The organism is Xanthomonas axonopodis pv. maculifoliigardeniae, from assembly GCF_041519315.1.
In the GTDB taxonomy this organism is placed as follows: domain Bacteria; phylum Pseudomonadota; class Gammaproteobacteria; order Xanthomonadales; family Xanthomonadaceae; genus Xanthomonas; species Xanthomonas euvesicatoria.
This window is the reverse complement of record NZ_CP167998.1, coordinates 4,759,473-4,782,773: the sequence shown is the minus strand read 5'-3', so window position 1 is coordinate 4,782,773 and position 23,301 is coordinate 4,759,473. Positions and strand designations below refer to the sequence as shown.

Genomic DNA, 23,301 nt, shown 5'->3' with positions numbered 1-23,301 from the left:
GGTGGCATGCACGCGATGTGCTGCCTGCCTCACTCCACCAGATGCAGGTAGTTCGGCGGTACATGCCGCGTCAGCCAGACGCCGTTGTCGGCCTGGTAAAAAACATGGCCGTCCTCGTGCATCTGCAGGCTGTGCACGCGTAGCACACTAGGTGTGCCGTGTCGTGCGCCGACCGTGGTGGCGGTCTTGGGATCAGCGGACAGATGCACATGAGGGCGTTGCCCGGGCTGCAGGCCTTGGGCAAGGATCGCCTCGAGAAAGCGGGTCGCGGTGCCGTGGTACAGCATCGATGGCGGTGTGCGCGGCACATGCACCAGAGCGACGGTCGCTGTGGAGTGGCCTTGGACTGCGCGGATTTGCCGACCATCGGCAGACAGCGCAAAGCGCTGCTTGTCGTTGCTGAAGACCACTGCACGGATCAGGTCTGCATCCAGCGCCCTTCCAGCGGCAGTGGCGGCAGCGATCAGGGCATCGATGTCTGCCCATCCTTCGCGATCCAGTGTCAGCCCGATGGACTGCGGTGCATGGCGAAGGACATAGCTGAGGAACTTGCTGGTCTCGGTGTGCAGCGAGCGCATGTGCAGTGCTAGGGTGTGGTGCGTGGATGCGAGTCTACCGCCGCGCGCTGCGCAGACCCCACGCACTGCACGATGCGCGGCATGCAGCGCGTGTCTGCGTGCGGCGTCGCGCAGGCACATCGACATCCACTTCCGTGTCTGCGTCTGCGTCTGCCGCATCACGGTGGCGGGCTGTCGGTCGACAGGGCAATGCCGCGTTGCGCCTCGAGTTCGGCCAAGCGGGCGCCCAGGGCCTGCCGGATGGAATGGTAGGCGCTGGCACCCATCACCAGACGCCGCGGTGGCGGGGCGTGTTCGGTGCTGGCGATCATCGCCTCGACCATGCGTTGCGGGTCGCCAGCGATGACCCAGCTGCCATCGTCCAGTGCGCGGCTGAGCGCCCCGACCGGCGTGTCGGCGTAGTCGGCAGGAATGTGGGTGCGCACCAACGCGGCGCCGAAATTGGTACGGGCCGGGCCGGGTTCGGCCAGGGTGAAGTGGATGCCGAAGCCGGCCACTTCCTGCTGCACGGCCTCGATGAAGCCTTCGATGCCCCACTTGCTGGCGTGGTACAGGCTGAAGCCGGGATAGGCGATCTGCCCACCTTCCGATGACACCTGCACCACGTGCCCGCCGCCCTGCTGGCGCAGCCGCGGCAACACTGCCTGGATCACTGCGATGGAGCCGATGAGGTTGGTGTCGATGATCGCGCGGACCTGCGCCTCGGTGGCGGCCTCGGCCGCGCCCAGCGTGCCGTATCCGGCATTGCTGACCACCACATCGATGCGACCCAGCGCTGCGAATGCCTGCGCCACCGCTACGTGCACGGCTGCAAAGTCGCGCACGTCCAGCTGCAGCACCGTCGCTGCATCGCCATACCGGGCCTGCAGATCGGCCAGCGCCTGTGGTTTGCGGACGGTGGCGACGATCCGGTCGCCGCGCGCCAGCACGGTCTCTGCCAGGAGGCGGCCGAAGCCGGACGATGCGCCTGTAATGAGCCAGGTCTTGGACATGGGAGTGGCCTTGTTCGCTGGAGAAGGCGTCACTCTAGGAAACGGGAATTGTTGGGTCTATGCCATAAAATTCGAATGACTTGATGCGGTTTTGCCACCAATGTCCAAGCCCAGCTTCAACGATCTGGTCGCCTTCACTGCGGTGGCCACGCACCGCAGCTTTCGGCGTGCCGCCGCTGAGGTGGGCTTGGCGCCGTCCTCGCTCAGCCATGTGATCAGCGCACTGGAGCGCAATCTCGGCGTGCGCCTGTTGCACCGGACCACCCGTAGCGTGTCGTTGACCGAAGCCGGCGAGCGCCTGTACGCAAGGCTGGTGCCGGCGCTGCAGGAGGTGGACCACGCGTTGCTGGCACTGGACGATTTCCGTGGCGGGCCCACCGGCACGGTACGCATCAACGCACCGGAAGTGGTGGTGCAGGTCTTGCTGCAGCAGGTTGTGCCGCAAGTGCTGGCGCGCCACCCGGCGCTATCGGTGGATCTGGTGAGCGAAGGCCGGCTGGTGGATATCGTGGCTGCAGGATGCGATGCCGGCATTCGCTTCAGCGAGTCGGTGCCGCAGGACATGGTGGCGGTACCGTTCGGTGGGCCTACGCGTTTCCTCGCCGTCGCGGCGCCCGCCTATCTTGCGCGCGCCGGGATTCCATCAACGCCCGATGCCTTGCACCGGCATGCCTGCATCCGCCATCGCATGCCCAGCGGCCGGCTGTACCACTGGGAGTTCGAGCGCCGTGGCGAGGAGGTGGTGATCGATGTGCCCGGGCGGCTCACCCTGGACCAGATCGCGCCGATGCGCGAGGCGGCCGAAGCCGGCCTTGGCATCGCCTACGTGCCCGAGTACGCGGTCAGCGCCGCCCTGCAACGCGGCACGTTGGTGCCTGTGCTGGACGCATGGTGTCCCACCATTCCGGGGCTGGTGCTGTACTACCCGGGGCATCGGCATCTGCCGCCGGGTCTGCGCGCCTTTATCGAGACGCTCAAGGAGCTGCTGCCGCAGCACGGCTGAAGCGCACCTCACGGCTCCGACCATGGCGCTGCCTGCACGATCACGCGTGCGCCAATGCGCGGCAGCAACAGCAGAACCCGGCGGTGTGCGGTGCTATGGTTCGCGCCATGCGTCCGGCCGCCGCCATCCGGTTCACTGCCACCTTGCTGCAACCGGCAACGCCGGCCGATGCCAGCTGGCTGTTTCTGCTGCTGCCTGCAGCGGCGAGCAACGCGTTGCCCACGCGCAGCATGGTGAGCGTCACCGGGACGGTGGCCGGGCACCCACTGCAGGCGACGCTGCAGCCGGACGGGCGGGGCGGGCATTGGCTGACGATCGAACGCGCCCTGCAGCAGGCAGCCGGTGTGTGCGCTGGACAGACGGTGGCGCTCGCGCTGACGCCCGTGGCCGAAGAGCCCGAGCCGCTGGTGCCGGACGATCTGCATGCAGCGCTGGCCGCGCATCCGGCCGCGCGTGCGACCTGGGACGACATCACCGCCGTGGCGCGGCGCGATTGGATCTTCTGGGTGGTGTCCGGCAAGAAGGCCCAAACGCGGGGCAAGCGCATCGCCACCGCATGCGCCATGCTGGCCTCGGGCAAGCGGCGTGCGTGCTGTTTCGATCGCTCCGGCAAGTACAGCCACGCGCTGGCGGCACCCACGCCAAAAGCGGGCTGAAGCAGGCGGCCCGGTGTACGAGTTGCCGCCATCTATAAGCCAAAATGCTTACATGCGTCACACAAGCGCGCACCTATACTCCGGGGCTGTCCCACCGAAGAGGTTCTGACCGCATGAGCGCACCCCCATCGTCTCCGATCGCTGCCGGTTCTGGCACAGCTGCCGGCAGCCTTCGCCGCTCGGTGTCCAACACGCTCAAGGGCTCGGCCGGCAACCTCGTCGAGTGGTACGACGTCTACGTCTATTCGGTGTTCGCCACCTACTTCGAGTCGCAGTTCTTTTCCAAGGAAGACAAGAACGCCACCATGTTCGTGTGGGCGATCTTTGCGATGACGTTCCTGATGCGCCCGATCGGCGCGTGGTATTTCGGCCGCTTCGCCGACCGTTATGGCCGCCGCCTGGCGTTGACCATTTCGGTATCGGTGATGGCGCTGTGCTCGTTCGTGATTGCGATCACGCCCACGGTGGCCACGATCGGCATCGCTGCGCCGATCATCTTGCTGGTGGCGCGCCTGCTGCAGGGCTTTGCGACCGGCGGCGAATACGGCACCAGCGCCACATACATGTCCGAAGCGGCGATTCCCGGCCGGCGCGGGTTTTTGTCGTCGTTCCATTACGTGACGCTGGTGGGCGGGCACGTACTGGCACAGACCACCTTGCTGATCATGTTGCATTTCTTCGATGCGTCGCAGGTCTCCGAATGGGGCTGGCGCGTGGCGTTCGGGCTGGGCGGCATCGGCGCGTTGGTGGTGTTCTGGCTGCGCCGCACGATGGATGAGTCGCTGAGCTCCGAATCCATCGCCGATTCGCGTACCGGCAAGGCCAAGGCCTCCGGCTCGATGCGCGAATTGTTCGTCAATCAGTGGCGTCCGCTGCTGTTGTGCTTTTTGATCACCGCCGGCGGCACGATCGCGTTCTACACCTATTCGGTCACCGGGCCGAAGATGATCCAGACCGCGTTCGCCGGTGGCGACGTGATGGCCGGCACCATCATCAATCTGGTGGCGCTGACCGTGCTGATGCTGATGCAGCCGGTGGGCGGCTGGTTGTCGGACATCGTCGGGCGCAAGACCTTGCTGGTGTTCTTCGGCATCGGCGGCGTGCTCTACACCTGGTTCCTGGTGATGGAACTGCCCAAGCAGACCGACTGGTTGACCGCGTTCGCAATCCTCACCGTGGGCTTTGTGATCCTGACCGGCTACACCTCGATCAATGCCGTGGTGAAGGCGGAATTGTTCCCCACCCACGTGCGCGCGCTGGGTGTCGGCCTTGGCTACGCGCTGGCGAATTCGGCCTTCGGCGGAACCGCGCCGTTGCTGTATCAGGCCTCGCTGAAGACCAACCACGTGACCGAGTTCGTGATCTATGCGACAGCGGTGATTGCGGTGTCGTTGGTGGTTTACATGTTCTTCCTGACCAACAAGGGCAGCAACTGGCTGGACGACGAAGCGGCGATGCATCAGCGCAAGCGGTGATGCGCGCGCGCGGGCAGAGCCCTTCCCTTCTCCCTGCGGGACATTGTCCCCCTCATGGGGTGAAGGTGCCCGAAGGGCGGATGAGGGGCGCCTCAGGTGATTGGCATACCGAGCGTGGTAAACGCGTCGCCACGCGCAGCCAAGGTGAAGCTTCGATGCTGCGGTCGTGCATTGGTAGCCAAACCCTCAGCTCAACCCCCGCTCCGCGTCCCGGCCTGCACTAGCAGCGCGGCCGCTGCAAGACATGCGCGCCAGTGGAGCGCAAGCAGTGCCTTATCGTCCTGGCGGGAGAGGGGCTAACGCGGGCTGCTGTTCTGCGCCGTCCTGATGCTGCGCTGTTGTCTTAGCAAACACGCTGTAACGCAAACCAATCAACCCCAACAACGCTTCATCACGATGCGCGCCTGCCGGCACCTTGCCCACGCGCGTCAGCGACATATCCAGACGATCACGCAAAGAGTCAGGACCCGGCAACGGACGCTTCCCTGCAACCTGCCGCCGGTAGTGCGCAGCCACGTCGCGCAACATCGCGTCCACCGCATCGCGACTGGACGCCGGCAAGCCATGCCGAGCGCGGCGCAGCTGCAGGATGTTCAAGCCTACGCGCACTTCGTTGAGCATATCCACCGAGGCCAGGTCGCTACCTTCCGGCGTCAACGCCAGCCGTGGCGCAAGCAGACCAAGCAGATCCAGCATGCGTGCGGCAAAGTGCTGGCGATCCTGCGCGCCATGTCCGTCGGCGGCATCGGCCAGCGTGCGCCAGCCCTGGCGCACCAGTCGGCGCGCGCTCCATTCCGCACCGACCGAACGAAACAGACGCGTCAGCACCACCGCAAACCCGATCCCCAGCACCATCGCCACCGCCGCGTTGACGAAGCTCTGCAGGTTGGCGCTGTAGGTGTTCTGCAGGCTCAGCAGCGCGGTGAGGTTCACCACCAGCGGCAAGGCGATCAGCATGCTCCTGGGGCGATGCAGCAGTGCGCCCAATGGCAGGAAGACCGCCGCCAGCACCACCACCAGCATCGGGAAATCGTGGATGGCCGGGAAGATGCCGAACTGATAGATGCCGGCAACCACGCTGGCCACCACCGCCCAGGTCAGGAACGACAGCATGCTCGGCGCGGGGTCGTCCTGCGCGGCGAAAAACGCAGCAGTCACTGCGGCCATCATCGCGCCGTTGCCGCCGCCTTCCCAGCCGATGCCGATCCACAACACGCAGTACGCCATCAGCGCAAAGCCGGCGCTCAGCGCGGAAAATGCGGCCATGCCCAAATCGATGTGGCGCGTGGCGTGTGCCGCAACCGGAGTGTCAGCGATCTCTGCAGAGGGCTGGCCCGATGGCTGCCACGCTGCCGCACGCGTTGACGAGCGCAGCGCGCCATCGCGCGGCGCCGCGTCGTCCTGCGTGGGCACGGCCGGCTGCGCCGCGAGACGGCGCGAGAAGCCCAGGCGCTGCAGCAACGCCCCGGGCGCTGCGGAACGCGCCGCGGCATCACGCGCTGCAGGGTCGGCTTGTAGGGATGCATCAGGCGCCGGCGCCGGCAGCGCACGCAGTGCAACGGGCGCGGTGCCCTGCACCAGCGCCTGCTGCAACGCGCGGCAGTCCTGCCACAGGTCGAGCAGCTCCTTCAGGCGCAGCAGCACACTGTCCAGCAGCAGGTGATCGATGTCCTGATCCACCACCGGGCGCAGTGCCTCGATGCGCGCACGCAGTGCATCAGCCTGTCGGGCGGCATCGGCATCGGCACTGCCGGTGTCGGCGACATGATCCACCCACGCAGCAACAGCTTCCAGCAATGTCGCCAACTCCGGCCCGTGCGCGGCGTCGTCGCGCTGCAAGGCGTCCAGGCGGTCGGCAATCGAGGACAGCACCGGCAACAGCATCAGCATGCGTGCGCGCAACTGTTCCAGCGCAGGCGCGGCGCCGGCATGGCGTGGGTCGTCATGGCGCACGAAGGCGATCAGGGCCTGGAACTGCACCAGATCGGCCGCCAGCCGATTGCGCGGCGCCTGCGACGGGCCGCGCTGCAGCACCTGGCGGCACCATTGCGCCGCATCCTGCATCCAGTTGCCGATCCGCGCGGTGAGCATCGGCTTGACCGAGGCCGGGAACAGCAGCGACGCGAACAGCACCGCCATCACCGTGCCCAGGATGATCTCTTCGCTGCGGGCCACCACGGTGTCGAAGATGCCTTCCGGCGAGGTGACCGCAGGAAAGCCGATGAAGGCGGTGGTGTAGCCGGCCAGCAGGAATGCATAGCCGCGCGGGCCGCGATTGAGCAGCGCCAGGAACAGGCAGGCCGAGAGCCACAGTGCCATCGCCGCGCTCAGCAGCAACGGCGTTTCCACCAGATTCGGCAGCATCACCAAGGTGGCCACGCCGGCCAGCAAGGTGCCGAGCACGCGGTACACGCCCTTGGCACGGGTGGGGCCGAGCAGCGGTTGCGAGACGATGTAGACCGTGGCCATGGCCCAGTACGGTCGCGACAGATTGCCGGCCAGTGCGACATACAGCGCCGCGATCGAGGCGGCAAAGGTCTTGGCCGAAAACAGCCAGGCCTGGCGATCGCGCAACAACGGGCTCATCGTGCAGCCGTGGTGGTGTTGCGCCCGGCGTCGGCATCCCAACCGCCGCCCAGCGCCAGAAACAGCTGGATCTGGTCCTGCGACACCTGCGCCTGTGCGTTGGCCAGGGTCATCTCGGCGCTGGCCAGGGTGCGCTCGGCGTCCAGGCTGGACAGGTACGGCGTGCGTCCGCCCTGATACAGGCGCCGGTTTTGCGCCGACGCCAGCTCGGCCTGTTGCTGCGCCTGTTCCAGCAGATGCAGGCGGTCCAGGTCCTGCGCATAGCGCGACAAGCTGGTCTGCACCTCGCGCAAGGCCTGCAGCACGGTGTTGTCGAACTGCGCCAGCGCCGCATCGGCGCCGGCTTCGGTGGCGCGCACCCGCGCACGCGCACCGCTGGAGGGCAGCGTCCAGGAAATCAGCGGGCCCAACGACCATGCGTGTGTGGCCGGCTCGCCGAAATCCGCCAGCAGGCCGGTGGCGCCGATCGAACCGCCCAGGCGGATGTCCGGATACAACGCGGCAGTGGCCACGCCGATGCGCGCGGTGGCGGCGGCGAGCCGGCGCTCGGCCTGGCGCACATCCGGCCGTCGCGCCAGCAGCGCGCGGCCATCGCCGATCGGGATCGGCTGCTGCACTGCAGGCGCGTGCGCGCAGCTGTCCACGCCGGGCGGCAACTCGCCGGGCGTCTTGCCGAGCAGCGCGGCCAATTGGTAACCGGCGGCCTGGCGGCGTGCGCGCAACGGCGGCAGCGCCGCTTCCAGCATCGCCACCTGTGCGGTGGCGCGCGCCAGATCGGGCGGCGTGCCGCGACCGGCCGCGATCAGGCGCTGGGTGATCTGGCGGCTGTGTTGCTGCAACTGCAGCGAATGCGCGGCCACCTGCAGCTCATGGTTGGCGTGGCAAATCTCCACATAGCTGCCGGCCACCTGCGCGGCCACGCTGACGCGCGCCAGATCGATCGCCGCCTGCGCCACCTGCGTGTCGGCATGCGCGGCTTCGGCGCCGCGTTGCAGCTTGCCGAACAGATCGAACTGGTACGACACGCCGAACTTGCCATCGGCCAGGTTGAATACCGGCAGCTTTTCTTCCTGCAAAAATGCTTCGGCCGAGACCTGCGCGCGGCTGGCACCGGCTTCCACGTCGTAATCGAACCCGCCGGCATCCATGGCCTGTTCGTACACCGCGGCAGCGCGGCGCAGGTTGGCACCGGCCACCTTCAATTCGACGTTGTCGCGCAGGGCCTGCTCGATCAGGCCATCCAGCATCGGGTCCTGATACAGCGCCCACCAGCGCGCCGGCAGCGCGGCGCCGGGCTGCACCTGCGCGTTGCCGGTGTCCAGGAACGCGGCATTGGCGGCCGGGCGCTGGTAGGCCGACTCGGCCGGCACCGCGTAGTTCGGGCCGACCGTGCTGCAGGCACTGAGCATGCTCAGCAGTGCGGCCACTCCCAGCGGACGCAACATCGCGCGGTTCATGGCGCCGCCTTGGCCTGCACATGGGCAGGCGCGGTCGCCGGGGTTGGGTGCGCTGTGTCGGGCAGAATGCTCACCGTGGCAGTGCGCCCTGCGATCAACTGCACATGCGCAGGCACGCGATCCAGCACGATGCGCACCGGGATGCGTTGCGCCAGCCGGACCCAGTCGAACGCCGGCGTGACATTGGGCAGTGCGCCGGCGCTGCCGCTGCGGTAGCGGTCTTCGATCCCGGCGGCGATGCTCTGCACATGCCCCTGCAGCGTGACCGGCTCGCCCATCAGCTGCACGTCCACGCGCTGGCCGGGGTGCACGCCCTGCAGGCGGGTTTCTTCGAAGTAGCCATCGACGCGGAACGAGCCGGTGTCCAGCACCGCCACCACCGGACGCCCGGCGTTGACGTAGTCACCCACCCGCACGGTGCGGTCGCTGACGCGACCGTCGGCCGGGCTGCGCACCTGGGTGCGGTCCAGGTTGAGCTGGGCCAGATCCACCGCCGATTGCGCGGTGGCCACTGCGGCCTGCGCCTTCTGTACGTTGGAGCGGCGCACTTCGGCATCTTCGGCGGCGACCAGATCCTGCAGGCTGCGGTCGCGCGCGATCTCGCGGCGCAACTGGGTCAGCGTAGCCTGGCGTTCGGCCAGCGCGGCGCGTGCCTGTTCCAGCGCGATCGCATAGCGCGCGCGGTCCACCACGAACAGCAATTGCCCGCGCGTCACCGGTTGGTTGTCGGCCACGGCGACCGATTCCACCAACCCGGAGACATCCGGCGCCACCTGCACCACATCGGCGCCCACGTGCGCATCGCGCGTCCACGGCGCCTGCATGTAATAACGCCACAGGTGCTGCAACACCCACGCGGCCAGCACCACCATCGCCAGGGTCAGCAGTGCCGGCCCCGCGGTCTTGATCAGCTTTTTCACGATTGCATCCAACGGGTAAGGAAGAACAGGCCGCCCAGCAGTGCGATGTACAGCGCCAGGTTGAACAGCGCCGGGTGCCAGATGTAGCGGTACGCGCCAGCGCGGGTCAGCAGCGCGGCGATGCCGCTGTTGAGCAGGTAGGCCAGCGTCATCAACGCCAGCAAGGTGGGTACGAACACACCGTAGAGACTGAATTCGCCGTACATCGGGCACATCCTGGAAAAGAACCACAACGCCCGGCGCAGCGCGCCGGGGCATCGGAAAGGGCACAACGGGCGTCGCGCGCGACGCCGACAGCCGACTCAGTCGGCCTGGCTCAGCCGCGCATGCGCCTGCGCGATCTGCTCCCACAAGGTCAGCACCACCTGCACGTCGGCGTCGCTGAGTGCGCCCAACACCTGCGCACGCAGTGCATCCAGGCGGATCTCGATCTGGCCGACCAGTGCCTGGCCTGCATCGGTGAGCCACAGCTGGTTGGCGCGGCGGTCGCTGCTGTCGGCCTCGCGGCGCAGCAGGCCCTGCGCGGCCAACTTGTCCAGCAAACGCACCAACGAGGGGCCTTCCATGCCCAGTTGCTGGGCCAGCGCCACCTGGCGGATGCCGCCGCCGGAGCGCCCGATCATCAGCAATGGTCCGGTGCAGGCGCTGGACAGGTCGAACTCGGCAAACGCCTGATCGGCCAAGCGTTGCCACTGACGGGCAGCCACCAGCAGGCCGGAACTGAGCTGGGCGCGTGGAGAAAGAGCAGGTTTCATAATAGATAGGATGCTATCAATTCATAAATGAATCAATAGTCACTGAACATTTGCAAGCTGGCGCAACCGCCACTGGGGCGGCCGGGCCGTCCTCGGGTACCATGCACGCCCCCTTTGGGTGCACCTGCGCATGAGCCAGTCCAACCAGCCCGATTCCTCCGTCACCCAGACCCAAGCCGAAGAGGCCGTGCGCACCCTGTTGCGCTGGGCGGGCGAAGATCCCACGCGCGAGGGCCTGCTGGACACCCCGCGCCGGGTGGCTGAAGCCTACGGCGACTGGTTCAGCGGCTATCGCGAAGAACCGCGCGAATACCTGGAACGCACCTTCGAGGAAGTGGCCGGCTACGACGAGTTGATCGTGCTGCGCGACATTTCCTACGAAAGCCATTGCGAGCACCACATGGCGCCGATCATCGGCAAGGTGCACGTGGGCTATCTGCCGCGTGGCAAGGTCGTCGGCATCAGCAAGCTGGCCCGCGTGGTGGAAAGCTACGCGCGCCGCTTCCAGGTGCAGGAAAAGATGACCGCGCAGATCGCCCAATGCATCCAGGACGTGCTGCAGCCGCTTGGCGTGGGCGTGGTGGTGGAAGGCGCGCACGAGTGCATGACCACCCGCGGCATCCACAAGCGCGGCGTCAGCATGGTGACCTCCAAGATGCTGGGCACCTTCCGCGAAGATGCGCGCACCCGCGCCGAATTCCTGCAGTTCATCGAAGTGGGCGGCAAGCGTTGAGGCAGTCGCGGCAGCGCCCATGAAGCACCAGGCACGTATCGCCGGTTATCGGCAACTGCGCGAGCAGCCGGTATGGAAACTGCTCGCCGCCGACCACGCACCCGAACTGGTCGGCCTGCTGCAGACGGTGCTGATGGATGGCGAACGCCGCCTGCCTTCGGCCGTGTTGCACGAACGTTTGCAGCGCCAGCTCGACGCCTTGCGCGCCGACGAGCTCTCGCGCGAACTGCCGCGCACCGCACAGGCATATCTGGCGCATTGGTTGGCACAGGGCTGGCTGGAACGCCGCCTGCCTGAAGGCGCAGCCGAAGAAGAATACGAACTCTCGCGTGCCGCGACCCAGGCCATCCGCTTCATCGCCGGCCTGCGCGAAAGCAGCAGCAGCGCCACCGAAAGCCGCCTGTCGCTGGTGATCCAGCAACTGGTGCAGCTGGCCGGACAGACCGAGGCCGATCCAGAGCTCCGGCTGGCCGCGCTGCGCGATGAACGTGCGCGCATCGATGCCGAAATCGAACGCGTGGCCTCCGGCCGCGTGGCGGCGCTGGACGGCAAACGCGCGCTGGAACGCGCGCGCGACCTGATCCATCTCTCTGACGAGCTGGCCGAGGATTTCCACCGCGTGCGCGACGACTTCGAGCAGCTCAACCGCCAATTCCGCGAGCGCATCATCGACGACGAAGGCGCGCGCGGCGACGTGCTCGAACAATTGTTCAACGGCGTGGATGTGATTGCAGACAGCGAAGCCGGGCGCACCTTCGAGGCGTTCTGGAGTCTGCTCAACGACACCCAGCAAAGCAGCCAGCTCGACCAGGCGCTGGATGCGCTGCTTGCCCGTGGGTTTGCCCGCAAGCTCGATCGCCGCGAACGCGCCTTCTTGCGCGGGCTGACCGGCACGCTGCTGGAGCGCGGCGGCGAGGTGCACACGGTGATGCAGCATTTCGCGCGCAGCCTGCGCGGGTTCGTGCAAAGCCGTGGGTATCTGGAACAGCGCCGGCTCAATCAATTGCTCAAGCAGGCGCAGGGCGAAGCCTTGCAATTGCGCGACAGCCTCCACGCCACCACCGCCACCGGCTATACGCAGGCACTCAGCAGCAGCCGCCTGCGCTCGCTGTCGCAATGGCGGCTGCACGATCCACGGCTCACCCAGGTCGATGGACGCGTGCAGGCCGCCGACGCGGCCGAGATCTCGCTGGACAGCGTGGGCGATCTGGTCGCGCAATCGGAGATCGATGTGCGCAGCCTGCGCAACGACCTGCATGAGCTGCTCGGCCAACGCCCGCGGCTGACCATCGGCGACGCCTTGCAACAACGCCCGGCCGTGCAGGGCCTGGGCAGCGTGATCGGATACCTGTCGCTGGGCACGCGCCACGGCATGGTGATCGAAGGACAGATGGAAACGGTGCAATGGGAAGGCAGCGACGGCGCCGTGCGGCGCGCGCGCATTCCCTTGGTGTGGTTTACCCGGGAGAAACGCAATGAACTGGTCTGAGGACGCCGGCCCGGACGCCGACGAGAGCACCGCGGTGTCGGCCATCGACGACCGCATGCCGATGACGCAAGCCTCCAGTGCCGAGCCGCGCGGCGAGCTGTTTTTAGGCGACACCGGCACGCTGCCGTTCGACGCGCGGCGTGCGCTGTGCCAGTTGCTGGCAGGGCCCAGCATCGATGCGCAACGGCACGGCGCGCTGTGGCCGGCGTTGTTGCGCAACGAGGTGGCGATCCGCCAGGTGCTGTGCGAGCTGTTTCTGGAGCTGGTGCTCGACCGCGAGGGCGGGGTGGCCTTCACCCGCCAGGCCGACACCGCCGAGCTCGAATCGCCCACCTTGCTGCGCAGCGCGCCGCTGACGTTCATCGAGTCGGTGTTGCTGCTGTTCCTGCGCCAGCAACTGGCCGAGGCCGATACGCGCGGCGAGCGTGCGGTGGTGGACGAAGCGCAGTTGGTGGAGGCGTTGTCGGTCTACGAGAAGAACGTGTCCACCGATCGGGCGGGCTTCGCGCGGCGGGTGATGACGGCCATCGGCAAGATGCGCGACAACCAGTTGCTGTCGCGCTTGCGCGGCAGCGAGGAGCGCTATGAAGTCTCGCCGGTGCTGAAGCTGTTGTTCTCGGCAGAGGATGTGCAGGCCTTGGTGGTCGCGTATCGCGGTTTGCGGGAAGGGGATGTAGCTGCTGAGTAATTTTCCTTCTCCCGCGCCGGCGCGCCGGCTTCCGTTCTCGCGTCGGGACATTGTCCTCCTTCATCGGGAAGAAGCTGCCCGCAGGGCGATGAGGGGACGTTGTGGCGTGGTGCTTGGGAACATGTCGTATGTGTTGCATCTACTGCGACGACGGCAGTTATAGGAATCGCAGCATCGACAGCAACAGCGCCGCAGCAACACACCACACAGCAGCGCGGCACCATGCGTCATCCGGTTTTTCGCGTTCCACGTCGTCCCGTTTTGATGAGTGAGCTATGAATTCCCAGTCCAATCTGTCGCCAGCGCAACCAGGTGCCTCCTTGTTTGCCGAGACGCTCGCCGAGCAACGTGCGCAGCAGTTCCGCATGCGGCGCTTGCAGGTGCACAACTGGGGCACCTTCAACGGGCTGACCGAAGTGCCGATCGCGGAGAAGGGCTTCCTGTTTGTCGGGCGTTCGGGCTCGGGCAAGTCCACCTTGCTGGATGCGATGTCGGCACTGCTGACGCCGCCGAGCATCGTCGACTTCAACGCCGCCGCGCGCGAAGCCGAGCGCAGTGGGCGCGATCGGAGTCTGGTGTCGTATGTGCGCGGTGCGTGGGCCGATCAGCAGGACAGCGCGTCCGGCGAAATCGCCACCCAATACCTGCGCAAGGGCGCCACCTGGACCGCGCTGGTGCTGGAATACGCAAATGCGCACGGCGAGGCGGTGAGCCTGATCCGCTTGTTCTGGATCGCCGGCAGCGGTAACGCGGCGGCCGATGTACGGCGTCACTACATGGTCGCGCCACGCCGTTTCGACGTGGCGACCGAGCTGGATGGCTTCGATCTTGACCTGCGCAAGCTCAAGGCGCGATTGGGTGAGGACGTTGCGCATTTTGACGGCTTCGCCGGCTACGCCGAACGTTTCCGGCATGCGCTGGGCATCGGCAACGAGATGGCGCTGCGGCTGTTGCACAAGACCCAGTCGGCCAAGAACCTGGGCGATCTCAATGCGTTTCTGCGCGGCTTCATGCTGGACGAGCCGCGTACCTTCGAAGCGGCCGACCGGCTGGTGGAAGATTTTGCCGAGCTCGATGGCGCGCACCATGCGGTGGTCACCGCCCGGCGCCAGGTGGAAACCCTGACCCCTGCGCGCGAGCACCACGCGGCGCTGATGGCGCTGCGCCACAGCGTCGGCGAGTTGCGCGAGCTGCAGCTGGGCGTGGACAGCTACCGCGAGCAGCAGCGGCTGGCCTTGCTGGAGGAGCGGCTGCAGGAACTCGACAACCAGGACCGTGGACTGGCCGGCGAAGAAGGCCAGCGCCGCGAATCGCTGGATAACCACGAACAAAAACTGGTCGGCCTGGAGCGCGAGCAGCGCGCCGCCGGTGGCGAGCAGATCGAGGAACTGGAACGCGAACGCGCGCGCGTCGAGCGCGAGCGCGACGAACGCCTGCGCCGCCGTGCACAGATCGAACAGGCCTGCCGCCAGCTCGGCACCGCCCTGGCGGCCGGCGCCAGTGGCTTTGCCGCGCAGATCGCGCATGCGCAGACCGTGCTGGATAACGGCAAGCACGACGCCAGCGCGCTGGATGAGGCCATCGCCGAACGCATGGGCGCGCGGCGCGACGACGAGCGCCGGTTTGCCGAAATCCGTGCCGAACTGGAGGCGCTGAAGCGCGCGCCATCGAGCATGCCCGCACCGATGCAGGCCCTGCGCGCGCGCTTGTGCGAAGACACCGGCATTGCCGAGGCCGCGCTGCCGTTCGTGGGCGAGCTGGTGCAGGTGCGCGAGGACCAGACGGCCTGGCGCGGTGCGATCGAGCGGGTGCTGCACGGCTTTGCGCAATCGCTGCTGGTGGACGAGCGGCATTACGCGCAGGTCAGCGAATGGGTCAACCGCACCCATATCGGTACGCGTCTGGTGTACTTCCGTGTGCGCCGCAACGACGAGCTGCATTCGCGGCGGGTCGATCCCGGCGCGCTGCCCGGCAAGCTGCAGCTGCGCGAGCACGCCTTTACCGAATGGCTGCGCAACGAGCTGACCCGTCGCTTCGACTACGCGTGCGTGGACAACGCCGCAGCATTGCGCAACGCCGACCGCGCGATCACCCGCGAGGGCCAGGTCAAGCATCCTGGCGATCGCTATGAGAAGGACGACCGCCACGCAGTCAACGATCGCAAGCGTTGGCTGCTCGGTCACGACAACCGCGACAAGCTCAAGGTGTTCGAGCGCGAAGCGCAGGCGCTGGCCCAGCGCATCGCCAGCTGCGATGCCGATGTGGCAGCGCTGCGCAAGCAGCGTGAGCAGGACCAGGAACGCCAACTCGCTGCGCACACCTTGGTGGAGCGCGACTGGGACGAGATCGACGTCGGCCCCAAGCTGCAGCGCCTGAGCGATATCGACGAACAATTGGTGCAGCTGCGCGAAGGCAACAGCGGCCTGCGCGTGCTCGGCCAGGCCATCGAGACCGCACGGACCCTGCGCGACCAGGCCAAGCGCACCTATGAAGATGTGCGGCTGGAGCGCGCGCAACTGGCGCGCGAACGCGTGCGGCTCGAACAGCAGCACGCGGCCTGCGCGGGCCGCGCCGGTTCCGCCACGCTCACGCCCACCCAGTTGCAGGGCTTGCGGGAACGGCTTGCCGCATTGACGCCGCTGTCGCTGGACAATCTGGAAGCGCATTTCCGCGTGGTCGAACGTGGCCTGGCCGAGCAGTTGGCCGACAGCCAGGGCCGCGACAGCCGGCTCAGCGCGCAGTTGCTGGAATGCTTCCGCAAGTATTGCCAGCAGTGGCCCGAAGACAGCGGCGATTTCACCGTGAGCCTTGCCAGCGCCGACGATTTCCTCGCGCGTCTGGACCGACTGGAAAGCGATGGCCTGCCGCGTCACGAGCATCGTTTCTTCGACCTGTTGCAGACCCAGAGCAAGAACAACCTGCTGGCCTTGCAGCGTTACACCGCCGAAGCCCACAAGGGCATCAAGCAGCGCATGGACGAGGTCAACGCCAGCCTGGAGCAGGTGCCGTTCAATCGCGACACCGTGCTGACCATCGAGGTCGGCGACCGTCGCCTGGCCGAGGTGCAGGAATTCCAGCAGCAGTTGCGCGCGGTGCTGTCGCATCAACAGACCGAAGACCGCGCCCTGGCTGAAGCGCAGTTTTCCACCTTGCGTGCGCTGGTGGCGCGCCTGGGCGCGCAGGAACCGGAGGCACGCCGCTGGCGCGAACAGGTGCTGGATGTGCGCCTGCACGTGGAGTTCATCGGTGTGGAACTGGACGCGCAGACGCGCGCGCAGGTGGAGATCTACCGCAGCGGCGCGGGCAAGTCCGGCGGTCAGCGCCAGAAACTGGCAACCACCTGCCTGGCGGCCGCGCTGCGCTACCAGCTTGGCGGCGAAGACGGCGAACTGCCGCGCTACTGCGCGGTGGTGCTGGACGAAGCCTTCGACAAGGCCGACAACGAATTCACCGCGCTGGCGATGAACATCTTCGAGAACTTCGGCTTCCAGATGGTGGTGGCCACGCCGTTGAAGTCGGTGATGACCTTGGAGCCCTTCATCGGCGGCGCATGTTTTGTCGAAATCAGCGGCCGCCATAACTCCGGCGTGTTGCTGATCGAATACGACGAGCAGGCACAGCGATTGAAGCTGCCGGAGCGCTCGCGTGGCGATGAGGCGGCAGCTGCCGATGCTGCTGGCGCAGCGCCGTCGATCGCGGCGTTGAGCGAGCCTGCAGTCGTGCAGGGCGCTGCCAGCGCAGATGGCATGGCAGCCGACGGCGTGCCGCTGCACACGGCATCGCCTGCGGCGGAGGAGACCTCGTCCGCGGCGCCGGAAACGCAGACTGGTCAGCGCAAGCCGGCCGTCGCGACGGCGAACAAGCAGAACAAGGCCGCCAAGAACGCCAGGACTGCATCTTCCACGCGCGCTGCGGCACAGTCTCGCGCAACGCAGACCAAGAAACCGACTTCGCGCACGCCAGCTGTGGCCAACATGCCGGCATCCGGCAAACGCACGGCGGACGCGTCGGCGGTGTCTTCAGGAGCCAGGTCCAACGTGGGCAAGACCACTCCGTCTTCAAACACGCCGGGCAAGCCGATTGCGGCCGCAAACGCATCCAACGCCACATCCAGGAAGGTCGCCGCTGCATCTGCGCCAGTGAAAAACACTGCCGCAGCCAAGCCACGTGCAACAGCTGCATCGACTGGTCAGCCAGCGCGTGGTGCCGGCAAGACATCTTCATCACGTGCGGCAGCGAAACCGTCGCCGGCCAAAAAGCGTGCCGCTAAGGCGAACGCCCCGCAGGCGCGCGGCAAGCGCTGAAGACAATCCACGGGCGACGCCATCTGCACGTGGCGTCGCCGGTTCGACTACGCTGCGTTGGCAGCGGGTGCCAGTGATGAGTGCAGCAGATCCCAGCCCATCTTGCCGATCAGCACGATCACCAGCACCAGGAACAATTTGCGGATCAATGGCGTGCCGCCACGTAACGCCATCCGTGTGCCGGCCACCGCGCCAGCCACGTTCGCCGCCGCCATCGGCAGGCCGATCGCCAGCATCACCTGCCCGCTGGGCAAGAAGAACGACAGCGCCGCAAGGTTGGTGGCCAGGTTGACCACCTTCGCCGCCGCCGAGGCGCGCAGGAAATCCAGCCCGAAAAAGCGAATGAACAGGAAGATCAGGAAGCTGCCCGTACCGGGGCCGAAGAACCCGTCGTAGAAGCCGATCGCCGCTCCCATCGCCAACGCGGTGGCCAGTTCGCGCCGGCCGATCTGACGTGGCCGATGCAGCGCGCCGAAGTCCTTCTTGATCAGCGTGTAGATCAACATCGCGATCAGCAGCACCAGGATCAGCGGCCGCACCGCCTGCCTGGGCATCAGGCTGACAGCGGTCGCGCCCAGGAACGAGAACGTAAACGCCGCCGCGGTGGCATACAGCACCGGCCGCCACGGAAAGCGCACCGTGCGCGCGTATCGCCACGCCGACGCAGCGGTGCCGAACATCGCACTGAACTTGTTGGTCCCCAGAATCAGCGACGGCGCCTGCTGCGGCAGCGTCGCAAACAGGCCCGGCAGCTGGATCAATCCGCCGCCGCCGACCGCCGCATCCACCAACCCGGCCACGAACGCAATGCACAGCAGCCACGGCAATTCGGTGGGAATCAGTTCCAGCAAGACCACGCTCCGCGCAACGGGGGCGACAGCATAGCCGCCGCTCCCGCGTCCCGCTTCGCAATGCAATCCCCAATCCCCAATCCCATCCCGCACAATCCCCGCATGCCGACCGCACCCACCGACCCCTGTCCCTGCGGCCGCCCGGCCGATTACGCACGTTGTTGCGGCCCGTATCACGCCGGTGCCGCCGCGCCCGACGCCGAGACGTTGATGCGCGCCCGCTACAGCGCCTACGTGCGCCGCGATGCTGCGTACCTGCTGGCCAGCTGGCATCCGTCCACGCGCCCGGCCGCGCTGTCGCTGGACGAAGGCGGGCGCACCACCTGGCTTGGCCTGAGCGTGCAGCGCACCCTCGAGACCGGCCCCGAGACGGCCGAGGTGGTCTTCCTGGCGCGCTATCGCATCGGTGGCGGCAGCGCAGTCCGCATGACCGAACACAGCCGTTTCGTGCGCGAGGCAGGTCACTGGTACTACCTCGACGCGCGCTGAGACCCACGCCGACCGTCCCACTCCAACCCGACGTCGCCAGCCAACTGCGCCCTCGATGCACCGCCCGCCAGGCCGGTCCAGCCCGACGAACGGTCTTTACGCCCGCCATTTGTCGACGCCGCGTTCGCAGCCGATCGCCGAAGCTTGCCGCGCAGGCGAACTCCGCCGCGGGGGGACTTGGATCATGGCAACCTTCAATCTCTGGCAGTGGGTGCTTCTGGCGGCGGTCGTGTTCGCGATCGTGCTGCCGGCGTGCGTGGCGACCGCACTGATTCGCTTCGGCCCGCGCCACGATGCGCCGCGCCATGCCCGCCCCCGCCGAGTGACCGACAACGCCCCATCCGCGCCGGCCCTGTCGATGCTGACCGGGATCACCGGCGACGGCAGCTGAGCCCGTCGGGCCGCCGGCCTCTCGCTCGCACCGAGCCGCCGGCCCCACCCAGGGACGCCTCACGTATCGCCCTCTGCACGCTTGTGACCTCCAGGTTGGCTATGCTCGGCGGCTCGACTTGCCGCGCAGGAGCACTTCGCCGCATGAGGTCTGTCCACCCGCCGGCCATCGCGCCATGACGCTGGCCCGGCGCGCATTGCCGTTCGTGTTGGGACTGCTGCCGCTGGCAGCCTCTGCCGATCCGGCCTTCGACCGCTGCCTGGCTGGCCTGCAGCCCCAGGCCGCTGCCAAGGGCGTGGACGCTGCCAGCTTTCAGCGCTTCACCGCCGGGCTGGCGCCCGATCCCAGCGTGCTGCCGCTGCTGGATGCGCAGCCCGAATTCACCACGCCCATCTGGGATTACCTGGCCAGCCTGGTCGACAGCCAGCGTGTCAGCGACGGCCAGGCCATGCTGGTTACCCACCGCGAGCTGCTCAGCCGCCTGTCCGAACAGACCGGCGTGGACCCGGCCACCATCGTGGCGGTGTGGGGCGTGGAGAGCGATTACGGCCGCGTCACCGGCAAACGCCCGCTGCTGGTGTCGCTGGCCACGCTGTCGTGCGCGGGCCGCCGCCAGCCGTTCTTTCGCGGCGAATTCCTCGCCTTGCTCAGCCTGCTGCAGCAAGGCGATCTGTCGGCGGACGGACTCACCGGCTCCTGGGCCGGCGCGTTCGGGCAAACCCAGTTCATGCCCTCCACCTACGCCCGCATCGCGGTGGATGGCGACGGCGACGGCCGTCGCGATCTGGTGACCAGCATTCCCGATGCACTGGCCTCCACCGCCAACTACCTGGTCAAGGCCGGCTGGGAACGCGCCCGTCCGTGGGGCATGGAAGTCACCCTGCCGCGGGGCTTCGACGCCAGCAAGGCCGGGCGCACCCGCCGCCAACCGCTGCAGGCCTGGCAAAGCGCCGGCCTGCTCGGCACCGACGGCACACCGCTGGCACCGGCCGGACTGCCGGCAGAAACGCCGGCCGCCTTGCTGTTGCCGGCCGGTGCCAGCGGCCCGGCGTTCCTGGTGTTTGGCAACTACGACGCGATCTACGCCTACAACGCCGCCGAAAGTTACGCGCTGTCCATCGCCCTGCTCGCCGATCGCCTGCGTGGCGGCCCCGGCCTGATCGCGGCCTGGCCCACGGACGATCCGGGCCTGGGCCGGCCCGAACGGCGCGAACTGCAGCAGTTGCTGCTCGCCCGTGGCTACCAGATCGGCGAGGCCGACGGCATGGTCGGCAGCGCCACCCGCCGCGCCATCCAGGTCGAGCAGACCCGCCTGGGCCTGCAACCGGCCGACGGCCGCCCCGGCCAACGCATCCTCACCGCGCTGCGCGCCGCCCCGCCAGTTACCGGCGCCGCCGCCATGCGCGCCACCGCGTTCAAGCTGCCGGCCGCATACCCGGCCTTCGCCCAATCCCCCAGCGTCCACAAGGCATCCCCCATGTCCGACACCACCGGCCTGACCACAGGCGATTTCCACGGGTTTCCGTCGCTGCTGATCGACACCCCGTTCTCCACCGCCGCCATCAGCCTGTTCGGCGGTCAGTTGCTCTCGTTCGTGCCCAAGGGCGGACAGGACGTGATGTGGCTCTCGCCCAGTGCCAAGCAGCCGCCTACCCCGATCCGCGGCGGCGCGCCGGTGTGCTGGCCGTATTTCGGCCGCCAGGACCAGACCGGCGACGTCCCCGCCCACGGCTTCGTGCGCACGGTGGCCTGGCAACTCACCGAAAGCCGCCGTGAAGACGACGGCACCGTGGTGCTCACGCTCACCCCGCCGCGTTTCGACGACCTGGCGCTGCGCCTGCGCATGACCCTGCGCATCGGCCGCACGCTGGAGCAACGCCTGATCACCGAAAACACCAGCGCCGCCCCGGTGCGTTTCACCCAGGCGCTGCACAACTATTTCCGTGTCGGCGACGCGCTCAAGGTCAGCGTGCAGGGCCTGGACGGCCTGGACTATCTCGATAAGTACGAGAACTACGCCACCGCCCACCGCCAGCAAGGCGCCTGGAGCCTGCGCGACCCACGCGACCCCGGCCGCAGCGACCGCATCTACACCAATGCAGGCGGCCGCTACACGCTCACCGACCCGGTGCTCGGCCGCCGCATCGTCATCGCTACCGAAGGCAGCCGCTCGCTGGTGGCCTGGAACCCGGGCCAAGAGGCCGGCAAGCAGATGGCCGACGTGGGCGAGGGCTGGCGCGACTACGTCTGCCTGGAAGCGGCCAATGCCGGCCCGGACGTGATCGAACTCGCTCCCGGCGCCAGCCACACCCTGACCCAGACCATCAGCGTCGAGTAGCCGCCCAGGCCCGCGCTGCTGTCTACGCCAAAAATAAAGCAGCATCGAGGCTTCCTTCTCCCATCGGAAGAAGGTGCCCGAAGGGGCGGATGAGGGTAGGCGCGAAGCCTGGTGGAGGCTGAGCGCACATGTCGCTTCGCCCCGTACCCTCACCCCAACCCCTCTCCCGCAGGAGAGGGGCTTTCAGTAGAGGGGGACCTTGGGCGCATCAGACGACAGCCCACCCCAACCCCATCATTCAATCCACCGCTAAACTCGCCGCTTCGCCCAACTGCGCCGCGCGATGTCCCTCTCTCCCGATTCCGCTCCCGTCCCCGGGCGCCGCCGCGCCGCGCTGATCTTCATCTTCATCACCGTCCTGATCGACGTGCTGTCCTTCGGGGTGATCATTCCGGTACTTCCGGATCTGGTGCGCCACTTCACCGGCGGCGACTACGTGGTGGCCGCCGGCTGGATCGGCTGGTTCGGTTTCCTGTTCGCTGCCATCCAGTTCGTCTGCTCGCCATTGCAGGGCGCGCTCTCCGATCGGTTCGGTCGCCGCCCGGTGATCCTGCTCTCGTGCCTGGGCCTGGGCCTGGACTTCATCCTGATGGCCATTGCCCACAGCCTGCCGATGCTGCTGCTGGCGCGGGTCATCTCCGGCGTGTGCTCGGCCAGCTTCTCCACCGCCAATGCCTACATCGCCGATGTCACCCCACCGGACAAACGCGCCGGCGCATTCGGCATGCTCGGTGCCGCCTTCGGCATCGGCTTTGTCGCCGGCCCGTTGATCGGCGGTTGGCTGGGCAGCATCGGGTTGCGCTGGCCGTTCTGGTTTGCTGCCGGGCTGGCCCTGTTGAACGTGCTGTATGGCTGGTTCGTGCTGCCCGAATCGCTGCCCGCCGAACGTCGTACCGCGCGGCTGGACTGGTCGCACGCCAATCCGCTGGGCGCGCTCAAACTGCTGCGCCGCTACCCGCAGGTGTTCGGCCTGGCGTCGGTGGTGTTCCTGGCCAACTTGGCGCATTACGTGTATCCCAGCATTTTCGTGCTGTTCGCCGGCTACCAATACCATTGGGGCCCGCGCGAAGTGAGCTGGGTGCTGGCCGGGGTCGGTGTCTGCAGCATCATCGTCAATGCGTTGCTGGTCGGCCGCCTGGTGCGCCGGCTCGGCGAACGCCGCGCGTTGCTGCTGGGGCTGGGCTGCGGGGTGATCGGCTTCATCATCTATGGGCTGGCCGACAGCGGCACTGCCTTCCTGATCGGTGTGCCGATCAGTGCGTTGTGGGCCATCGCCGCACCGTCCGCGCAGGCCCTGATCACCCGTGAGGTCGGCGCCGACGCGCAAGGTCGCGTGCAGGGCGCGCTCACCGGCCTGGTCAGCCTGGCCGGTATCGCCGGTCCATTGTTGTTCGCCAATGTCTTCGCCTGGTTCATCGGCAGCGGTGCACCGCTGCATCTGCCGGGCGCGCCGTGGTTGCTGGCCGCTGTGCTGCTGGCCGCAGGCTGGGGCATGGCCTGGAAACGGGCTGCGCGCGGCGCCGGCACCAGCCCCGCGGCGCAGCCGTGAAGCCAACCTATTCAGCTTGCGCTCGCGTCTGCTTTTTCTGATTTGCG

19 protein-coding genes are annotated in these 23,301 nt (G+C 67.5%); 11 read left to right on the top strand and 8 right to left on the bottom strand.

Translation table 11 applies throughout. From position 1 onward, the window contains the following. Window positions 1–29: 29 nt before the first annotated feature. On the bottom strand, window positions 30–578 hold the full coding sequence (locus tag ACDH77_RS20250; protein ID WP_031425179.1) for an RNA 2'-phosphotransferase: 549 nt from the start codon (window positions 576–578) through the stop codon (window positions 30–32). Between the two features lie 158 nt (window positions 579–736). Beyond that, window positions 737–1,570 carry an SDR family oxidoreductase gene (locus ACDH77_RS20245; protein ID WP_014091528.1) on the bottom strand — a complete coding sequence of 278 codons (834 nt, stop codon included), beginning with the start codon at window positions 1,568–1,570 and terminating at the stop codon, window positions 737–739. Between the two features lie 100 nt (window positions 1,571–1,670). On the opposite strand from ACDH77_RS20245, the gene ACDH77_RS20240 reads away from it, so the two are divergent. From ACDH77_RS20240 to ACDH77_RS20230, 3 genes are all read left to right on the top strand, one after another. Further along, on the top strand, window positions 1,671–2,573 hold the full coding sequence (locus tag ACDH77_RS20240; RefSeq protein WP_031425175.1) for a LysR family transcriptional regulator: 903 nt from the start codon (window positions 1,671–1,673) through the stop codon (window positions 2,571–2,573). 107 nt (window positions 2,574–2,680) lie between these two features. Continuing rightward, the gene (locus ACDH77_RS20235; RefSeq protein ID WP_029820594.1) at window positions 2,681–3,229 is read left to right on the top strand and encodes a YdeI/OmpD-associated family protein; all 549 of its coding nucleotides are present in this window, start codon (window positions 2,681–2,683) and stop codon (window positions 3,227–3,229) included. Between the two features lie 113 nt (window positions 3,230–3,342). Beyond that, the gene (locus ACDH77_RS20230) at window positions 3,343–4,704 is read left to right on the top strand and encodes an MFS transporter (RefSeq protein ID WP_011349150.1); all 1,362 of its coding nucleotides are present in this window, start codon (window positions 3,343–3,345) and stop codon (window positions 4,702–4,704) included. 273 nt (window positions 4,705–4,977) lie between these two features. On the opposite strand, the gene ACDH77_RS20225 is transcribed toward ACDH77_RS20230, so the two are convergent. The 5 genes from ACDH77_RS20225 to ACDH77_RS20205 all read right to left on the bottom strand — a co-directional run bounded on the left by ACDH77_RS20225 (window position 4,978) and on the right by ACDH77_RS20205 (window position 10,422). Further along, window positions 4,978–7,290, bottom strand: coding sequence for an FUSC family protein (locus ACDH77_RS20225; RefSeq protein WP_031425173.1), 2,313 nt, complete (start codon window positions 7,288–7,290; stop codon window positions 4,978–4,980). Then, window positions 7,287–8,747 (bottom strand): efflux transporter outer membrane subunit, encoded by a 1,461-nt coding sequence (locus ACDH77_RS20220; RefSeq protein WP_372353634.1) that lies wholly within the window; start codon window positions 8,745–8,747, stop codon window positions 7,287–7,289. The genes ACDH77_RS20225 and ACDH77_RS20220 overlap by 4 nt, the downstream gene beginning before the upstream one ends. Next, window positions 8,744–9,667: an efflux RND transporter periplasmic adaptor subunit gene (locus ACDH77_RS20215; RefSeq protein WP_031425169.1), complete on the bottom strand. Its 924-nt coding sequence runs from the start codon at window positions 9,665–9,667 to the stop codon at window positions 8,744–8,746. Before ACDH77_RS20215 ends, ACDH77_RS20220 begins: the two co-directional genes overlap by 4 nt. Then, window positions 9,664–9,882 (bottom strand): DUF1656 domain-containing protein, encoded by a 219-nt coding sequence (locus ACDH77_RS20210; RefSeq protein ID WP_016850515.1) that lies wholly within the window; start codon window positions 9,880–9,882, stop codon window positions 9,664–9,666. Before ACDH77_RS20210 ends, ACDH77_RS20215 begins: the two co-directional genes overlap by 4 nt. 87 nt (window positions 9,883–9,969) lie before the next feature. Next, a complete protein-coding gene (locus tag ACDH77_RS20205) occupies window positions 9,970–10,422 on the bottom strand; it encodes a MarR family winged helix-turn-helix transcriptional regulator (RefSeq protein ID WP_008574655.1) in 453 nt (150 codons plus the stop codon). A 130-nt stretch (window positions 10,423–10,552) separates the two neighbouring features. Between ACDH77_RS20205 and folE the strand changes: the two genes are divergently transcribed. The 4 genes from folE (at window position 10,553) to ACDH77_RS20185 (ending at window position 17,636) form a co-directional block, all read left to right on the top strand. Next, the gene (folE, locus tag ACDH77_RS20200; RefSeq protein ID WP_008574657.1) at window positions 10,553–11,155 is read left to right on the top strand and encodes a GTP cyclohydrolase I FolE; all 603 of its coding nucleotides are present in this window, start codon (window positions 10,553–10,555) and stop codon (window positions 11,153–11,155) included. 19 nt (window positions 11,156–11,174) lie between these two features. Continuing rightward, entirely contained in the window at window positions 11,175–12,644 is a 1,470-nt protein-coding gene (locus ACDH77_RS20195; RefSeq protein WP_008574658.1) for a DUF3375 domain-containing protein, read from the top strand. Further along, the gene (locus tag ACDH77_RS20190; protein ID WP_008574660.1) at window positions 12,631–13,332 is read left to right on the top strand and encodes a DUF4194 domain-containing protein; all 702 of its coding nucleotides are present in this window, start codon (window positions 12,631–12,633) and stop codon (window positions 13,330–13,332) included. The genes ACDH77_RS20195 and ACDH77_RS20190 overlap by 14 nt, the downstream gene beginning before the upstream one ends. Before the next feature lie 275 nt (window positions 13,333–13,607). Beyond that, a complete protein-coding gene (locus ACDH77_RS20185; protein WP_372353633.1) occupies window positions 13,608–17,636 on the top strand; it encodes an SbcC/MukB-like Walker B domain-containing protein in 4,029 nt (1,342 codons plus the stop codon). A 47-nt stretch (window positions 17,637–17,683) separates the two neighbouring features. Here the strand turns inward: ACDH77_RS20185 and ACDH77_RS20180 are convergent, their stop codons facing one another. Next, the gene (locus ACDH77_RS20180; protein ID WP_029820602.1) at window positions 17,684–18,493 is read right to left on the bottom strand and encodes a sulfite exporter TauE/SafE family protein; all 810 of its coding nucleotides are present in this window, start codon (window positions 18,491–18,493) and stop codon (window positions 17,684–17,686) included. 96 nt (window positions 18,494–18,589) lie between these two features. Between ACDH77_RS20180 and ACDH77_RS20175 the strand changes: the two genes are divergently transcribed. The 4 genes from ACDH77_RS20175 (at window position 18,590) to ACDH77_RS20160 (ending at window position 23,254) form a co-directional block, all read left to right on the top strand. After that, the gene (locus tag ACDH77_RS20175; RefSeq protein ID WP_008571430.1) at window positions 18,590–18,976 is read left to right on the top strand and encodes a YchJ family protein; all 387 of its coding nucleotides are present in this window, start codon (window positions 18,590–18,592) and stop codon (window positions 18,974–18,976) included. A gap of 184 nt (window positions 18,977–19,160) precedes the next feature. Further along, on the top strand, window positions 19,161–19,367 hold the full coding sequence (locus ACDH77_RS20170; protein WP_031425161.1) for a hypothetical protein: 207 nt from the start codon (window positions 19,161–19,163) through the stop codon (window positions 19,365–19,367). Between the two features lie 175 nt (window positions 19,368–19,542). After that, complete coding sequence (locus ACDH77_RS20165) at window positions 19,543–21,705, top strand: lytic murein transglycosylase (protein ID WP_372353632.1); 2,163 nt, start codon at window positions 19,543–19,545, stop codon at window positions 21,703–21,705. Window positions 21,706–21,988: 283 nt separating this feature from the next. Continuing rightward, a complete protein-coding gene (locus tag ACDH77_RS20160; RefSeq protein ID WP_029820605.1) occupies window positions 21,989–23,254 on the top strand; it encodes a TCR/Tet family MFS transporter in 1,266 nt (421 codons plus the stop codon). The last annotated feature ends 47 nt before the right edge of the window (window positions 23,255–23,301 follow it).

Bases quoted from the DNA above. Each gene is read 5' to 3' on its own strand.
- ACDH77_RS20250 (WP_031425179.1), bottom strand. From the start codon at position 578: ATGCGCTCGCTGCACACCGAGACCAGCAAGTTCCTCAGCTATGTCCTT.
- ACDH77_RS20245 (WP_014091528.1), bottom strand. From the start codon at position 1,570: ATGTCCAAGACCTGGCTCATTACAGGCGCATCGTCCGGCTTCGGCCGC.
- ACDH77_RS20240 (WP_031425175.1), top strand. From the start codon at position 1,671: ATGTCCAAGCCCAGCTTCAACGATCTGGTCGCCTTCACTGCGGTGGCC.
- ACDH77_RS20235 (WP_029820594.1), top strand. From the start codon at position 2,681: ATGCGTCCGGCCGCCGCCATCCGGTTCACTGCCACCTTGCTGCAACCG.
- ACDH77_RS20230 (WP_011349150.1), top strand. From the start codon at position 3,343: ATGAGCGCACCCCCATCGTCTCCGATCGCTGCCGGTTCTGGCACAGCT.
- ACDH77_RS20225 (WP_031425173.1), bottom strand. From the start codon at position 7,290: ATGAGCCCGTTGTTGCGCGATCGCCAGGCCTGGCTGTTTTCGGCCAAG.
- ACDH77_RS20220 (WP_372353634.1), bottom strand. From the start codon at position 8,747: ATGAACCGCGCGATGTTGCGTCCGCTGGGAGTGGCCGCACTGCTGAGC.
- ACDH77_RS20210 (WP_016850515.1), bottom strand. From the start codon at position 9,882: ATGTGCCCGATGTACGGCGAATTCAGTCTCTACGGTGTGTTCGTACCC.
- ACDH77_RS20205 (WP_008574655.1), bottom strand. From the start codon at position 10,422: ATGAAACCTGCTCTTTCTCCACGCGCCCAGCTCAGTTCCGGCCTGCTG.
- folE (WP_008574657.1), top strand. From the start codon at position 10,553: ATGAGCCAGTCCAACCAGCCCGATTCCTCCGTCACCCAGACCCAAGCC.
- ACDH77_RS20195 (WP_008574658.1), top strand. From the start codon at position 11,175: ATGAAGCACCAGGCACGTATCGCCGGTTATCGGCAACTGCGCGAGCAG.
- ACDH77_RS20190 (WP_008574660.1), top strand. From the start codon at position 12,631: ATGAACTGGTCTGAGGACGCCGGCCCGGACGCCGACGAGAGCACCGCG.
- ACDH77_RS20185 (WP_372353633.1), top strand. From the start codon at position 13,608: ATGAATTCCCAGTCCAATCTGTCGCCAGCGCAACCAGGTGCCTCCTTG.
- ACDH77_RS20175 (WP_008571430.1), top strand. From the start codon at position 18,590: ATGCCGACCGCACCCACCGACCCCTGTCCCTGCGGCCGCCCGGCCGAT.
- ACDH77_RS20170 (WP_031425161.1), top strand. From the start codon at position 19,161: ATGGCAACCTTCAATCTCTGGCAGTGGGTGCTTCTGGCGGCGGTCGTG.
- ACDH77_RS20165 (WP_372353632.1), top strand. From the start codon at position 19,543: ATGACGCTGGCCCGGCGCGCATTGCCGTTCGTGTTGGGACTGCTGCCG.
- ACDH77_RS20160 (WP_029820605.1), top strand. From the start codon at position 21,989: ATGTCCCTCTCTCCCGATTCCGCTCCCGTCCCCGGGCGCCGCCGCGCC.